The following is a 14,425-nucleotide window of genomic DNA, read 5'->3' on the forward strand; positions in this document are numbered from 1 at the left end:
GCACATGACACGCCGCGTCTTGATTCTTGCCCACACGGGGCGCGAGGAATCGATGATTGCCGCACTTGAAGCGTGCGTGCAGCTCCACGCCAACAACATTGTGCCGGTCATGTACGCCGACGAGCTGGCGGACATGACCGGCTACCTGGGCGTCTCCGATGTCAGCATGGAAATCCTGGACCGCGACGTCACCCTGGCCGACATTGAATTGGTCATGGTGCTTGGCGGGGACGGCACCATCCTGCGTGCCGCGGAGCTCGTGCGCGACCACGACCTCCCCCTGCTCGGCGTCAATCTGGGCCACGTGGGATTTTTGGCGGAGAGCGAGCGGGCGGACCTGGTCCAGACCGTCGACTGGGTGGTGCGGCGTGAATACTCCGTGGAGGAGCGCATGACCCTGGACGTCACTGTGCGGGTCAAAGGCAAGGTGGTCACCCACACCTGGGCCTTGAACGAGGTTGCCCTGGAAAAGGGCAACCGAGAACGCATGATCGAAGTGGTCACGGAGGTGGACGGCCGGCCGCTGAGTTCCTTCGGCTGCGACGGCGTGGTCATGGCGACGCCCACAGGCTCCACCGCCTACGCCTTCTCCGCCGGCGGCCCCGTGGTGTGGCCGGAGGTGGAGGCGCTGCTCATGGTGCCCATCAGCGCCCACGCGCTCTTCGCCAAGCCGCTCGTGGTGGCCCCGACGTCCACGCTGGCTGTGGAAGTGCTCACCCGCAACGGCGCCCATGGCGTGATCTGGTGCGACGGCCGCCGCACCGTTGACCTGTTGCCCGGCTCCCGCATCGAGGTGACCCGCTCCAACCAGCCGGTGAAGCTGGCCCGGACCCAGCAGTCGCCGTTCTCCGAACGCCTGGTGCGCAAATTCGAGCTGCCCGTGCAGGGTTGGCGGGGCCCGTCCGGCGAGGAGACGGCTCCTCCCACCACACAGCTTCCAGTCATCCGCCCGCCCAAGCCCAAGACCCAGCCGGACGGGCCGCATGCCGGCCGGGTACCGCCGGTGCCGGACCTGACCGTCACCGGCGGCCCTGACGGCGCCGGCCACCCCGCCTACCGCAACGACCAGCCAAACAACCTTGAGGGGGTCTGGCCGCTTCATGATTGAGGAAATACGGATCCGCGACCTCGGCGTCATCTCCGAGTCCACCCTGCCCCTGGGCCCGGGCCTGAGCGTGGTCAGCGGCGAAACCGGTGCCGGAAAGACCATGGTGGTCACCGCCGTCGGACTTCTGCTGGGAAACCGGGCCGACGCCGGTGCGGTGCGCAACGGTGCCAAGAGCGCCTCCGCCGAGGCCACGCTCACGCTCCCGGCCGGCCATGCGGCCCTGGCCCGCGCCCAGGAGGCGGGGGCGGACATCGACGAGTTCGACGGCGGCGCCGAGCTGATCCTGGCCCGCACCGTGGGTGCCGACGGGCGCAGCAGGGCGCACGTGGGCGGGCGCAGCGCACCCATCGGCGTGCTGGCCGAGCTGGGGGAGACCCTGGTGGCGGTGCACGGGCAGTCGGACCAGATCCGGCTCAAGGGCGCCGGACCCCAGCGTGAGGCACTGGACAAGTTCGCCGCCGAAGCCCAAAAGCAGTTCCCGGCAGCGATGGCCACGTACGTGGAGGTTTTTGAGCGGTGGGGGGCGTCGCAGGCGGAGCTGGAGCTGCTGCGCAGTTCCAGCCGGGAGCGGCTGCGGGAGGCCGAATCGCTGGCGGCCGCCCTGGCGGAGATTGACGCCGTCGCGCCCCAGGAAGCCGAAGACGAGCTCCTGAAGGCCGAGGCCGTCAAGCTGGGCAATGTGGAGGAACTGCGCAAGGCGTCCCTCGGCGCCCACGAGGCGCTGCTGTCCGAGGACTATGGAGACGCTGCGGACGCCGTGACCCTGGTGGACACCGCCAAGCGGCTGCTGGAAACCGTGGCGGACTCCGACGATGAACTGGCCGGGCTGGGCAAGCGCGTCTCCGAAGTTGGCTACCTGCTGGCGGACATTGCGCGTGACCTGGCCGGCTATGCCACCTCGCTGGATTCCGAGGGGCCCGGAAGGCTGGCCGAGGTGGAGGACCGCCGCGGCGAACTGGCAGTGCTGGTGCGCAAGTACGCCCCGACCGTTGACGAAGTCCTGCAATGGGCGGACAACGCCCGGGCGCGCCTGGATGAGCTCACCGACGACTCCGGCCGGATTGAAACTCTCGAGGCCGAGGTGGCGGCGTCCCTGAGGGAACTCGAAAAGCTCGCCGCCAACGTCACGAAACTGCGCCGCGCCGCGGCCGACGCCCTCTCCCGGCAGGTCAGCGCGGAACTGAAGGCACTGGCCATGCCGGATGCAAAACTGGTCATCGAGCTGGCACCGGCCGAACGCGGCATCCACGGCGCCGACGACATCACCTTCCTGCTCCAGCCCCACGCCGGCACCTCGCCGCGCCCGCTGGGCAAGGGCGCCTCCGGGGGTGAACTTTCCCGCGTGATGCTGGCGCTGGAAGTGGTGCTGGCCGCCGTCGACCCCGTCCCCACCTTCGTGTTCGACGAGGTGGACTCCGGTGTGGGTGGCAAGGCCGCCGTCGAAATTGGGCGCCGGCTGGCCATGCTGGCCCGGCATGTCCAAGTTCTGGTGGTCACCCACCTGCCGCAGGTCGCCGCCTTCGCGGACCAGCACATCCTCGTGACCAAAAGCTCAGTGGGCAACAACTCCACTGGGGGCATTACCACCAGCAACGTGCGGCTTTTGGATGATTCGGAGCGGGTGCGCGAACTGGCCCGCATGCTGGCTGGACAGGAGGATTCGGCCACCGCGCAGGCACACGCCAGGGAACTGTTGGCGGACGCCCGGGCGGCAGCACCGTAGGACCAACGTGTTACCTGCCGGCTGCCATCTGCGTGGCCGGCGGTGGCGGATCATTATTGGCTCATAAGATGATAGGCTCGAATTCCGTGGTGCAACGATCAAATTCCCGGTTCAGTGGTCAATCCAAAACGACCAAACACATCTTCGTCACCGGCGGTGTCGCGTCTTCGCTCGGCAAGGGGTTGACGGCGTCCAGCCTCGGCCACCTGCTCCGCGCACGCGGCCTCTCGGTCACTATGCAAAAGCTTGATCCCTACCTCAACGTGGATCCGGGCACAATGAATCCCTTCCAGCACGGCGAAGTCTTCGTCACGGACGACGGCGCCGAAACCGACCTCGACATTGGCCACTACGAGCGCTTCCTGGACGAGAACCTCGAAGGCTCCGCCAATGTCACCACCGGCCAGGTGTACTCCACGGTCATTGCCAAGGAACGCCGCGGCGAATACCTCGGCGACACCGTCCAGGTCATCCCGCACATCACCGATGAGATCAAGCGCCGGATGCGCCTTCCCGCCGAGGGCCCGAACGCCCCGGACGTCATCATCACCGAAATTGGCGGCACCGTCGGCGACATCGAGTCGCAGCCGTTCCTGGAGTCCGCACGGCAGGTGCGCCAGGACGTGGGCCGCAACAACGTGTTCTTCGCCCATGTCTCCCTGGTGCCCTACATCGGCCCGTCCCAGGAGCTGAAGACCAAGCCGACGCAGCACTCCGTGGCCGCCCTCCGCTCCCTGGGCATCCAGCCGGACGCCATCATCCTGCGCTCCGACCGCGTGCTGCCCGAGGCAATGCACGCCAAGATCGGCCGCGCCTGCGACGTGGACGTCGAAGCCGTCATCGGCTGCCCGGACGCCCCCAGCATCTATGACATCCCCAAGACGCTGCACTCCCAGGGCCTGGACTCCTACATCGTCCGCGCGCTGGACCTGCCGTTCAAGGACGTGGACTGGACCAAGTGGGACGCGCTGCTCGAGGCCGTCCACAACCCGGCGCACCACATCGAGATCGCCCTGGTCGGCAAATACATCGACCTGCCGGACGCCTACCTGTCCGTGACCGAGGCGCTGCGGGCCGGCGGCTTCGCCAACAGCACGAAGGTCAAGATCCGCTGGGTCCCGTCCGACGACTGCGCCACCGAGGCCGGGGCCATCAAGGCCCTCTCGGACGTGGACGGCATCTGCGTGCCCGGCGGCTTCGGCATCCGCGGCCTGGAAGGCAAGCTCGGCGCCCTGAAATACGCCCGGGAAAACCAGATCCCCACGCTGGGCCTGTGTCTGGGCCTGCAGTGCATGGTCATCGAGTACGCCCGCGACGTGGTGGGGCTGGAAGGCGCCTCCTCGTCGGAGTTTGACGTGAACCCGGAGTACCCCGTCATCGCCACCATGGAAGAGCAGCTGGACATCGTGGACGGCAAGGGCGACCTCGGCGGCACCATGCGCCTGGGCCTGTACCCGGCCGTCCTCACCGACGGCTCGGTCATTGCCGAAACCTACGGCCGGACCGACGTCGCCGAACGCCACCGCCACCGCTACGAGGTCAACAACAAGTACCGCGACCAGCTTGCCGCGGCCGGTCTCGTGTTCTCCGGAACGTCGCCCGACGGCAAGCTGGTGGAGTTTGTGGAACTGCCCCGCGAGGTGCACCCTTACTATGTGTCCACCCAGGCGCACCCGGAACTGAGCTCGCGCCCCACCCGGCCGCACCCGCTCTTCGCCGGCCTGATTGCTGCCGCGCTGGAGCGCCAGAACGCCACCCGGCTGCTGGAGGTCTAGCTCTGTCATGACCTCACCCGGCTCGCCGTCGACGGCGGACACGCAGCCTCCCGCTGTTGATGCACGGCCGGTGGCTGACACGCCCAGCCGCCGTGCGCTCCAGTCCTCCACGACGGTGTACCGGGGGAGGATCTGGGACGTTGTCTCGGACACCTTCAGCCTCGCGCCCGGCACGGAACCGCTCACCCGCGACTACATTGCCCACCCGGGCGCCGTGGCCGTCGTCGTCCTCAATGACCACGACCAGGTGCTGTTGCTGCGCCAGTACCGCCATCCTGTCCAGATGGACCTGTGGGAGATCCCCGCGGGCCTGCTTGACGTGGAGGGCGAGGACTTCGTGGCGGGCGCCGCCCGCGAACTGGCCGAGGAAGCGGACCTGCAGGCCGCGGATTGGCACGTGCTGGTCGATTTCTTCACCTCGCCCGGCTCCTCCAGCGAGGCCATCCGGATCTACCTGGCCCGTTCCCTCTCCTGGATTCCCGAAGCCGATCGGCACGTGCGCACGGACGAGGAGGCCGAGATCCAGTTCCGCTGGGTGGACCTCGACGACGCCGCGGCCGCGGCCATGGAGGGGCGGATCCACAACCCATCGGCCGTGGTCGGCATCCTGGCCGCGCAATCCGCCGCCCGGAACGGCTTCACCACGCTGCGGCAGGCACGCGCCCCCTGGCCGGCGCATCCCAGCCAGCGCGGCCAATGACGGGACACGCGGCAGTTGCCGGCACGTCTGTGGCCGCCACGTCTGCGGCCGGGCAGGGTCGTGCCGGCGGTGCCTCCGAACTGGACCGGGCCATCGGCGACTACCTCCAGCACGTCGGCGTGGAGCGCGGCCTGGCCGCCAACACGCTGCAGGCCTACCGGCGCGACCTTGCCCGCTACGAACACTTCCTGGCGGACGTGCCCGTCACGACGCCGGGCGACATCACCAGGCACCACGTGAGCGCATTCGCCCAGGCCCTCGCCGACGGCGGCGACGGCGGCTCGGCCCTGGGCCTCCGCTCCGCCGCACGCACCATTGTGGCCGTGCGGGGCCTGCACAGGTTCTGGGCGCTGGAGGGACTCACGGACGCCGACCCCGCCGTGGACGTCCATCCGCCCATGCCCGGGCGCCGCCTGCCCAAGGCCATCAGCGTCGACGACGTCACCGCCATTTTGGAGGCTGCCGGCTCGGACAGCGCAGCCGGCCTGCGCAACACGGCGATGCTTGAATTCCTTTACTCAACAGGGGCACGCATCAGCGAGGCGGTCGGGCTGGACGTGGATGACCTTGTCCTGGCCGGCCCGGACGACGACGGCCCGTCGCTGGTGCGGCTGTTCGGCAAGGGCTCCAAGGAACGGCTGGTGCCGATCGGCTCCTACGCCCTGCGTGCCCTCGATGCCTACCTGGTGCGCGGGCGCGGCAGCCTGGCTGCCAAGGGGAAAGGCTCCCCCGCGTTGTTCCTTAACACCCGGGGCGGCCGGATCAGCCGGCAGAGCGCCTGGAGCATCTTGAAGGTTGCGGCGGAGCGGGCAGGCGTCACCGCGGACGTGTCCCCGCACACCCTGCGCCACTCCTTCGCGACCCACCTGCTGGAGGGCGGCGCCGATGTGCGCGTGGTGCAGGAACTGCTGGGCCACGCCTCCGTGACCACCACACAGGTCTATACGCTGGTCACGGCCGAGACCCTCAGGGAAGTGTACGCGGCAGCCCATCCGCGGGCGCTCGGGTAGGTCCTTAAGATCACGGCCGGGACATGCGGCCCGCCCGGACACGGGGCCGGCCGGCGCGCCCGGTGAGAGGGCGGTTAGGCGTTCGCGGCGCGGGGTGCGCCGATGCCGCGCAGCGGATCGGTGGCGATCAGGTCCCCTTCGCGCTTGTTCCATTTCGCCAGCAATGGCGCCGACGGCGCGGTGCCCATGAGGCCGGGATGGATCAGGCCCTCAAAGCGGACCTCCGGCACATGGCGGGAGGTGGCCACCTGGCCGGTGAAGTCCCAGACCGCCTTGTAGGCATCGGGGGAATTACTCGGTGAGGAAGCCGCCGCCGTTGTTGCCCGAAAGATGCCGGCGCAGCGTCAGGGGCGGGGCAGCTTTTGGTGCAGGGGATTGGAGGTGTACGGTGCCGCCGGCCGCCGTGGCTCCCGGCTCCGGGCGAGGATACGACCTCCGGGATGTGGGCGCTGCGATTGCTGGCCTCGATCAGCCGGTAGGCGGACGCGCCGGCGATGGAGAGCCGCGGTGATGGGAACAGCCGCTTTCCCCGAGCAGTTCAGCGGGTGAGGGACACGGACTGGGCGCGGCGGAGGGGAACTGCCGTGGCGGTCGCCGTGCCATACGGGACGACGCCGGTTCCGCGCCTACGCTGGAAGCATGACTGCCGCTGCCGTGACCCTGTGCTTCCTGCTCCGCACCTCCCACGGGATGGAGCAGGTGCTCCTGGGGCTGAAAAAGACAGGCTTCGGCGTGGGCAAGGTGGTCGGGATTGGCGGGCACGTTGAACCGGGCGAAACCACGGCACAGGCCATCTGTCGGGAGGTGGACGAGGAATCCGGCATTACGGTGCTGGAGCCCGACCTGATTCCGGCGGGCACGGTGCGCTTCGTGTTTCCGGCCAGGCCCGAATGGGACATGGACACCACCGTCTACCTGTGCCGGCTCTTTGCCGGGGAGGCCGGGGAAAGCGATGAAATCGCCCCGCACTGGTACCCGGTGTCACAACTGCCGGAAGAGCTGATGTGGGCGGACGCCATCCACTGGCTGCCGGCGTTCCTGGCCGGGGAGCGGGCAGACTGGCGCATCGAGATGAACCCCGACAACCAGACCGTCGCCTCCAGCTCCCGCACCCCTGTGGACGACTAGTTGCCGCGTCGTCAGGGCTTGGCGACCGTCAACAGGAACGTTGAATCCTCCAGGGCCTTGACCGAGTGGCGCGTGTTGGGCACCACCAGATGGTCCCCGGTGCACCCTTCCCAGGAGACGTCCCCGGTGGCCAGGACCAGGCGGCCGCTGAGCACCTGGACCGTCGCCTCGCCGGGGTTGTCGTGTTCGTCCAGCATGGAGCCGGCCGTCAGGGCGATCACCGTCTGGCGCAGGACCCGTTCATGCCCGCCGTAGACGGTCCGGGCGCTGCGCCCGTTGGTGCCCGCCTTGGCGTTTCCCAGCAGTTCCCTGGCTAGTGCGGTCAATGACGATTTTTCCACGGTGCTCCTTCAACTGTGCGCGGTGTGGGCTAGGTCCCAATTACACTACCTGCAATCACCGGACAGTGCCGGTGTGCCCGACACCTCAACGTCCGCGTCAGCCCAGGTGGCGTTCGTCCACGCCGTTGTAGGCGCTCAGCGGGCGGATCAGCGCGTTGGCCGCGCGCTGTTCCATGATGTGCGCCGTCCATCCGGTGATGCGTGAGGCGATGAAGATGGGCGTGAACATGTCGGTGTCGAAGCCCATCAGGTGATAGGTGGGGCCGGCCGGGTAGTCCAGGTTGGGCTTGATGGCCTTGGCCTCCGCCATGGCCTGCTGCAGCCCGTCGTAGAGGCCCAGGATTTCCGGCCTGTCGAAGTGCGCAATCATTTTGTCCAGCGCGCCCTTCATGGTGGGCACGCGCGAATCGCCGTTCTTGTAGACGCGGTGGCCGAAGCCCATGACCTTTTTCTTCTGCGCCAGGGCGTTTTCCATCCACGCCTTGGCGCGTGCCGCGGCCTCCTCGCGAGACTCCTCCTTGCGGATGCCGATCTCGTCGAAGGTGTGCATGACGGCCTCGTTGGCGCCGCCGTGCAGCGGACCCTTCAGGGCGCCGATGGCGGCGGTGACGGCCGAATGCAGGTCCGAGAGCGTGGACGTCACCACCCGCGCCGTGAAGGTGGAGGCGTTGAAGGAGTGCTCGGCGTAGAGCACCATGGAGACGCGGAAGGCGTCAACCACCTCCGGGGCCGCCTCCTCGCCGAAGGTCATCCACAGGAAGTTGTGCGCGTAGTCCAAGTCCTCCCGCGGCTCCACCGCTGCCAAACCGCGACGGCGGCGTTGGTCGTAGGCGACGACGGCCGGGAACTGGGCGAACAGCTCCTTGGCCTTTTCCAGTTCCGCCGCGGGCGAGGAATCTTCGGCGAGCGCGTGGTTGGCGCCGAGGACGGAGACGGCCGTGCGGCCCACATCCATGGGATGGCAGTCCAGCGGCAGCAGGTCGATGGCGGCCCGCACGTTGGCATCCAGCGCCCGGTTGGCCCGTTCAAAGGCCTCGAACGCGGTCAGCTCCTCCTCGGTGGGCAGTTCGCCGTTCCACAGCAGCAGTGCCACTTCCTCAAAGGACTTGGCGGCGGCCAGCTCCTGCACCGGGTAGCCGCGGTAAAGCAGGGAGTTGGACTCCGGGTTGACCTTGGAAATGGCCGTGTAGTCGGCCACGACGCCGGCCAGGCCCTTACGTACGTCTTCGTCACTCACAGTGGGTGCTCCTTAGGGCCTAGAGATTCGCGTTGTTGGTGGTGATGTCCAGGCCGGGAACCTGAAAATTGAAGATGCCTGTATCAAACTGGTTATACGCCTCGTAGTCAACCAGTTCATAGAGCCGGGCGCGAGTGAGCATGTCCGGCACGGCGGCCTCCTGGGTGCCGTCGTCGGCAATGGCATCCAGCACCCGTTCGGCGGCCCCCATGGCACTGCGCAGCAGGGTCACCGGGTAGATGATCATGGCCACGCCGGCCGTGGCCAGCGCATCCCGGGTGAACAGTTCGCTCTTGCCAAACTCCGTCATGTTTGCCAGCACCGGCACGTTCACGGCCTTGCACACGGCCTCAAACTCGGCGACGCTTTTCATGGCCTCCGGGAAGATGGCGTCTGCGCCGGCGTCCACGAGTGCCTTGGCCCGGTTGATGGCCGCGTCCAGGCCCTCGACGGCACGCAGGTCGGTGCGGGCCATGATGAGGAAGTTGGGGTCGCGGCGGGCGTCGGCGGCGGCGGCAATGCGCTTGACCGCCGTGTCCAGGTCCACCATGTTCTTGCCGTCCAGGTGGCCACAGCGCTTGGGGTTGAACTGGTCCTCGATGTGGCAGCCGGCCAGGCCGGCGTTTTCCAGCTCCTGGATGGTGCGGGCCACGTTCATGGGCTCGCCAAAGCCGGTGTCCGCGTCGATCAGGCAGGGCAGGTCCGTCATGCGGGCGATCTGTCCGCCGCGCGTGGCCACCTCGCTCAGGGTGGTCATGCCGATGTCGGGCAGCCCCAGGTCGTTGGCGAGGACCGCGCCGGAGATGTAGACGCCGTCGAACTTCTTTTCCCCGATGAGGCGGGCCGAAAGCGGGTTGAAGGCCCCCGGGAACTGGCGGGCCGCGCCCGGGACCAGGATGGCGCGGAGGTCCCGGCGCTTCTCCTCGGCGGTTTTCTTCGAATACAGCATGTTAAAACAGTCCCTTGGGTGCGGCGGCGAGGTCGACGACGCCGGGCGCCGCGGTGATGTTGAGCTGGTCCAGTTCCCCGGCGGCAAGGTTGGGCAGGTTTTCCGCTGCCGCGATGAAGCGGTTGATCTCGGCTTCCTCGACGAGGCCGGCGGCGAGGGTCCGGAACTTGTTGATGTACTGCTCGCGGGCAAACGGGCGGGCGCCCAGCGGGTGCGCGTCTGCGACGGCGATGGAGTCGGTGATGACCGTGCCGTCGTTGAGCGTGATCTCCACGGTGCCGCCAAAGGCCTTTTCCGCGATGTCCAGGGAGTGGTAGCGGCGCGTCCACTCGGCGTCCTCCTCCGTGGTGACCTTGTGCCACAGCGCCACGGTGTCGGGGCGGCCGGCCCGCTCGGGGGAGTAGGAGTCCACGTGGTGCCAGGAGCCGTCCTGGAGGGCCACCGTGAAGATGTACGGGATGGAGTGGTCAAGGGTTTCCCGGGAAGCGGTGGGATCGTACTTCTGGGGGTCGTTGGCGCCGGAGCCGATCACATAGTGCGTGTGGTGGCTGGTCTTGATCAGCACCGACTTCACGTTGGCCGGGTCGGTGGCTTCCGGGTGTTCGCCGTGCAGCTTGCGGGCCAGGTCGATCCACGCCTGCGCCTGGTACTCGGCGGAGTGCTCTTTGGTGTACGTGTCCAGGATGGCGCGCTTGGCCTCGCCGTCGGCCGGCAGCGGCACCGTGTACTGGGCGTCCGGACCGTCCAGCATCCACGCGATGACGCCGTCTTCGCCCTCGTAGATCGGGACCGGGGAGGTCTGGCCGCGCATGGCGCGGTCCGCGGCCTCCACGGCCATCTTGCCGGCAAAGGCGGGGGCGTGTGCCTTCCAGGTGGAGATTTCGCCCTTGCGCGACTGGCGGGTGGCCGTGGTGGTGTGCAGCCCCTGGCCCACGGCCTGGAAGATGGTCTCCACTTCAAGGTTCAGGAGGGTGCCGATCCCGGCGGCGGCGGACGGGCCGAGGTGCGCCACATGGTCGATCTTGTGCTTGTGCAGGCAGATGGCCTTCACCAGGTCCACCTGGATCTCGTAGCCGGTGGCGATGGCGCGGATGAGGTCCGCGCCGGCGGCCCCGGTGTGCTGGGCGACGGCGAGGATCGGCGGGATGTTGTCGCCGGGGTGGGAGTACTCCGCGGCCAGGAAGGTGTCGTGGTAGTCGAGTTCGCGCACGGCCACGCCGTTGGCCCAGGCGGCCCATTCGGGGGAGACCCGCTCCTTGATGCCGAAGACGTTGGCGCCGGAACCGCCCGTGGACGGGGCATGGGACAGGGCCTGGGCGCGGGCTGCGACGATGGGCCCGCGGTTCAGGGAGGCGATGGCCACGGAGGCGTTGTCGATCACGCGGTTGATGATCATGTCCGTCACCTCGGGGGTGACGGCCACGGGATCGGCGGCCACCTTGGCGATCTTGTAGGCGAGCTGGTCCTCGCGGGGCAGGTTCTCTTCGCTCTTGTAGACACGGACGGTGTGCTGGGCAACCATGGGGATTCCTTTTCGGGGGAAGGGGACAGGTGAATGCAGGCGTTAGGGTGTTGCGCCGCCCTGAAGCAGGTGGCGGAGGCTCTTGTCGAGGTGGACGGTGGTGGCGGCGCTGGCGACGGCGGCGTTGCCGTTGGCTATGGCAAGGGCAATGTCGGCGTGTTCCCGGGCGGCGTCGCGCAGCCTGGAGGGGTTGTCCTTGGAGAGCCGGCGCACGCGCACCAGGTGCACGCGCAGGCTTTTCAGGGCCTGGGCCAGATAGTGGTTGCCGGCGGCGGCGTCGATCGCGGTGTCCAACTCGCCGGCCAGCCGGTAGTAGCTGTGCCGCGTGGGGTCGTGGTCGCTGATGAGGCGGCCGGCGTCGGCGAGCTGGCGGTGCAGTTCAAGGAACACCTCCCGGTCCCGGTTCCGCGCGGCCAGTTCCGCGGCGCGGCACTCCAGGGCCGAGCGCAGTTCAAAAAGCTCCTCGACGTGGTCCAGGGAGATGCCGCTGACCACGGTGCCGCGGCCGCTCTGGGGTTCGGCCAGGCCCTCGGCCGTCAGCCGGGCGAGGGCTTCCCGGACGGGGGTGCGTGAGACGCCCAGGCGTGCGGACAGCTCCACTTCGGCCAGGACCGTGCCCGGTGGCAGCCGCCAATCGACGATGTCGCCGCGCAGCGTGGCATATGCCTTCTCGCTTGCCCGCATGAACCGCTCCGTCCGCCCGCCGCCCTGATCCGGCTGCTGTTGCTGCCGCTCTCCTTAGTGTATACATAGAAGCAAAAATTGGGTAGCGATCCGCAAGAAATTCCAACAAAGCAGGAATTGTGTATACAAAATCCTTGCCTCTATCCACCGCCACCCGCTAGCATGACAGGCATCACATCAACGCGGATGGAGGACGCCATGTCCCGGAACGGCCGTAAGTACACCGACGAATACCGGCGCAGCCTGCAGGACCCGGAGGGGTTTTGGCTCGACGCGGCACGGGCCCTGGACTGGGATGTCGAACCCACGCGGGCCTACAGCGGGGCGGACGCCCCGATCAGCCGCTGGTTCCCGGACGGCGAGCTCAACACCTCCTTCAACGCCGTGGACAGGCACGTGGCGGCCGGCCGGGGAGACCAGGTGGCCCTCATCCACGATTCGGCCATGCTGGGGCGCGTGACCTCCTACACCTACAGCGAGCTGGCGGCCGCCGTGGCCGCCTTCGCCGGGGTGCTCCGCGCCCAGGGGGTGGGCAGGGGAGACCGCGTGGTCATCTACCTGCCCATGATTCCCGAGGCGGCCATCGCCATGCTGGCCGCGGCCCGTCTGGGCGCGGTCCACTCGGTGGTGTTCGGCGGATTTGCGGCCAACGAGCTGGCCGTGCGCATCAGGGACGCCGCGCCGAAGGTGGTGGTGACCACCTCGGGCGGCCTGGAACCGAACCGCCACGTGGAATACCTGCCCACCGTCCATGAGGCCCTGGCCACGGCGGGCGCACCGGAGCTGCCCGTCATCGTCAAGCACCGCGACGGCTTTGCCACGGACCCGGGCGACCTGGACTGGAACCAGGTGGACTGGGACGCCGCGCTGGCATCGGCCCGGCCGGCGGCGCCCGTCCCCGTGAAGGCCACCGACCCGCTGTACATCCTGTACACCTCCGGGACCACGGGGACGCCCAAGGGGGTGGTCCGCGACAACGGGGGGCACGCCGTCGCACTTCTGTGGACCATGGCGAACCTCTACGACATCCACGCCGGCGACGTGTGGTGGACGGCGTCGGACGTGGGCTGGGTGGTGGGGCATTCCTACATTGTGTACGGGCCGCTGCTGGCCGGCGCCACGACGCTCATGTACGAGGGCAAGCCCGTGGGCACCCCCGACGCCGGGGCGTTCTGGCGTGTCATTTCCCAGCACGGGGTCAAGGCCCTGTTCACCGCGCCCACCGCCCTCCGCGCCATCCGCAAGATGGACCCGGAGGCAGCCTTGCTGGGGAAGTACGACGTCGGGCACCTCCAGACGCTGTTCACCGCCGGGGAGCGCCTGGACACCGACACCTACCACTGGGCCACCAAGGTGCTAGGGGTGCCCGTGGTGGACCACTGGTGGCAGACCGAGACCGGCTGGGGGATCGTGGGCAACCCGCGCGGGCTCCAGCCGCTGCCGATCAAGGCGGGCTCGCCCACGCTGCCCATGCCCGGCTACGACCTGCGCGTCGTGGACGGCCTGGGGGAGCCCGTGGCCGCGGGGCACGAAGGCAACATCGTGCTGCGGCTGCCGCTGCCGCCGGGCACGCTGACCACCCTGTGGGGCGACGACCAGCGCTACGTGGACTCCTACCTCAGCGCGTTTGAGGGCTGCTACGCCACCGGCGACTCCGGCTACGTGGATGAGGACGGCTACGTGTTTGTCATGGGCCGCACCGACGACGTCATCAACGTGGCCGGGCACCGCCTCTCCACCGGCGCCATTGAACAGGTGGTGGGCAAGCACCCGGCCGTGGCCGAATGCGCGGTGATCGGGGTGGCGGACGCCCTCAAGGGGCAGAAGGCCGTGGGCTTCGTGGTGCTCAAGAGCGGGGTGTCGATCGAGCCCGACTCGCTGCAGGCGGAGCTTGTGGCCCTGGTGCGCCGGGAGATTGGGCCGGTGGCCGACTTCAAGAACGCCACCATCGTGGACGCGCTCCCCAAGACCCGCTCCGGGAAGATCCTGCGCAAGACCATGCGCCAGATTGCCGACGGGGACGCCTATACCGTGCCCTCCACCATCGAGGACCCGGCCGTCATCGACGCGCTGGTCCCGATCCTTGCCCCCGTTGAGGTTGGAGATGACCACCGCTCGGGCCGTTGAGGTTGGAGATGACCACCGCTCCAGGACCGCCCCTTGACGCCCCGGCGCGCCAGAGTAGGGTGCATATCAAGGCCACCGCGGCGATGGTGCCGGCGGCCGGCGACACTGCGATGCCCGCCGC

The 14,425-nt window shown here is 68.5% G+C and carries 12 protein-coding genes and 1 pseudogene; 7 read left to right on the forward strand and 6 right to left on the reverse strand.

Going from position 1 to position 14,425, the window contains the following annotated elements; all coding sequences use genetic code 11:
* Positions 1 to 4 precede the first annotated feature (4 nt).
* From DMB86_RS08810 to xerD, 5 genes are all read left to right on the forward strand, one after another.
* Positions 5 to 1,108 carry an NAD kinase gene (locus DMB86_RS08810; RefSeq protein ID WP_113717440.1) on the forward strand — a complete coding sequence of 368 codons (1,104 nt, stop codon included), beginning with the start codon at positions 5 to 7 and terminating at the stop codon, positions 1,106 to 1,108.
* Entirely contained in the window at positions 1,101 to 2,831 is a 1,731-nt protein-coding gene (gene recN / locus DMB86_RS08815) for a DNA repair protein RecN (RefSeq protein ID WP_113717441.1), read from the forward strand. Before DMB86_RS08810 ends, recN begins: the two co-directional genes overlap by 8 nt.
* A gap of 68 nt (positions 2,832 to 2,899) precedes the next feature.
* Complete coding sequence (locus DMB86_RS08820) at positions 2,900 to 4,606, forward strand: CTP synthase (RefSeq protein ID WP_113717442.1); 1,707 nt, start codon at positions 2,900 to 2,902, stop codon at positions 4,604 to 4,606.
* A 7-nt stretch (positions 4,607 to 4,613) separates the two neighbouring features.
* Positions 4,614 to 5,306: an NUDIX domain-containing protein gene (locus tag DMB86_RS08825; RefSeq protein WP_113717443.1), complete on the forward strand. Its 693-nt coding sequence runs from the start codon at positions 4,614 to 4,616 to the stop codon at positions 5,304 to 5,306.
* A complete protein-coding gene (gene xerD / locus DMB86_RS08830) occupies positions 5,303 to 6,316 on the forward strand; it encodes a site-specific tyrosine recombinase XerD (RefSeq protein ID WP_113717444.1) in 1,014 nt (337 codons plus the stop codon). Before DMB86_RS08825 ends, xerD begins: the two co-directional genes overlap by 4 nt.
* 107 nt (positions 6,317 to 6,423) lie before the next feature.
* Here xerD and DMB86_RS08835 read toward each other — a convergent pair.
* Positions 6,424 to 6,634, reverse strand: a pseudogene (locus DMB86_RS08835) (acetamidase/formamidase family protein); the annotation flags it as partial.
* Between the two features lie 321 nt (positions 6,635 to 6,955).
* Here DMB86_RS08835 and DMB86_RS08840 point away from each other — a divergent pair.
* Positions 6,956 to 7,444, forward strand: a complete 489-nt coding sequence (locus DMB86_RS08840) for an 8-oxo-dGTP diphosphatase (protein WP_113717445.1) — start codon at positions 6,956 to 6,958, stop codon at positions 7,442 to 7,444.
* 11 nt (positions 7,445 to 7,455) lie between these two features.
* On the opposite strand, the gene DMB86_RS08845 is transcribed toward DMB86_RS08840, so the two are convergent.
* The 5 genes from DMB86_RS08845 to DMB86_RS08865 all read right to left on the reverse strand — a co-directional run bounded on the left by DMB86_RS08845 (position 7,456) and on the right by DMB86_RS08865 (position 12,177).
* Complete coding sequence (locus DMB86_RS08845; RefSeq protein WP_113717446.1) at positions 7,456 to 7,785, reverse strand: cupin domain-containing protein; 330 nt, start codon at positions 7,783 to 7,785, stop codon at positions 7,456 to 7,458.
* A 97-nt stretch (positions 7,786 to 7,882) separates the two neighbouring features.
* Positions 7,883 to 9,022, reverse strand: coding sequence for a bifunctional 2-methylcitrate synthase/citrate synthase (locus tag DMB86_RS08850; protein ID WP_113717447.1), 1,140 nt, complete (start codon positions 9,020 to 9,022; stop codon positions 7,883 to 7,885).
* A gap of 19 nt (positions 9,023 to 9,041) precedes the next feature.
* Entirely contained in the window at positions 9,042 to 9,971 is a 930-nt protein-coding gene (gene prpB / locus DMB86_RS08855) for a methylisocitrate lyase (RefSeq protein WP_113717448.1), read from the reverse strand.
* Position 9,972: 1 nt separating this feature from the next.
* Positions 9,973 to 11,493 (reverse strand): MmgE/PrpD family protein, encoded by a 1,521-nt coding sequence (locus DMB86_RS08860; protein WP_113717449.1) that lies wholly within the window; start codon positions 11,491 to 11,493, stop codon positions 9,973 to 9,975.
* Between the two features lie 42 nt (positions 11,494 to 11,535).
* Positions 11,536 to 12,177 carry a GntR family transcriptional regulator gene (locus tag DMB86_RS08865; RefSeq protein WP_113717450.1) on the reverse strand — a complete coding sequence of 214 codons (642 nt, stop codon included), beginning with the start codon at positions 12,175 to 12,177 and terminating at the stop codon, positions 11,536 to 11,538.
* A gap of 198 nt (positions 12,178 to 12,375) precedes the next feature.
* Between DMB86_RS08865 and DMB86_RS08870 the strand changes: the two genes are divergently transcribed.
* Positions 12,376 to 14,304 (forward strand): AMP-binding protein, encoded by a 1,929-nt coding sequence (locus DMB86_RS08870; RefSeq protein WP_171814430.1) that lies wholly within the window; start codon positions 12,376 to 12,378, stop codon positions 14,302 to 14,304.
* Positions 14,305 to 14,425: the final 121 nt, after the last annotated feature.

This window comes from Arthrobacter dokdonellae (genome assembly GCF_003268655.1).
Lineage (GTDB): Bacteria > Actinomycetota > Actinomycetes > Actinomycetales > Micrococcaceae > Specibacter > Specibacter dokdonellae.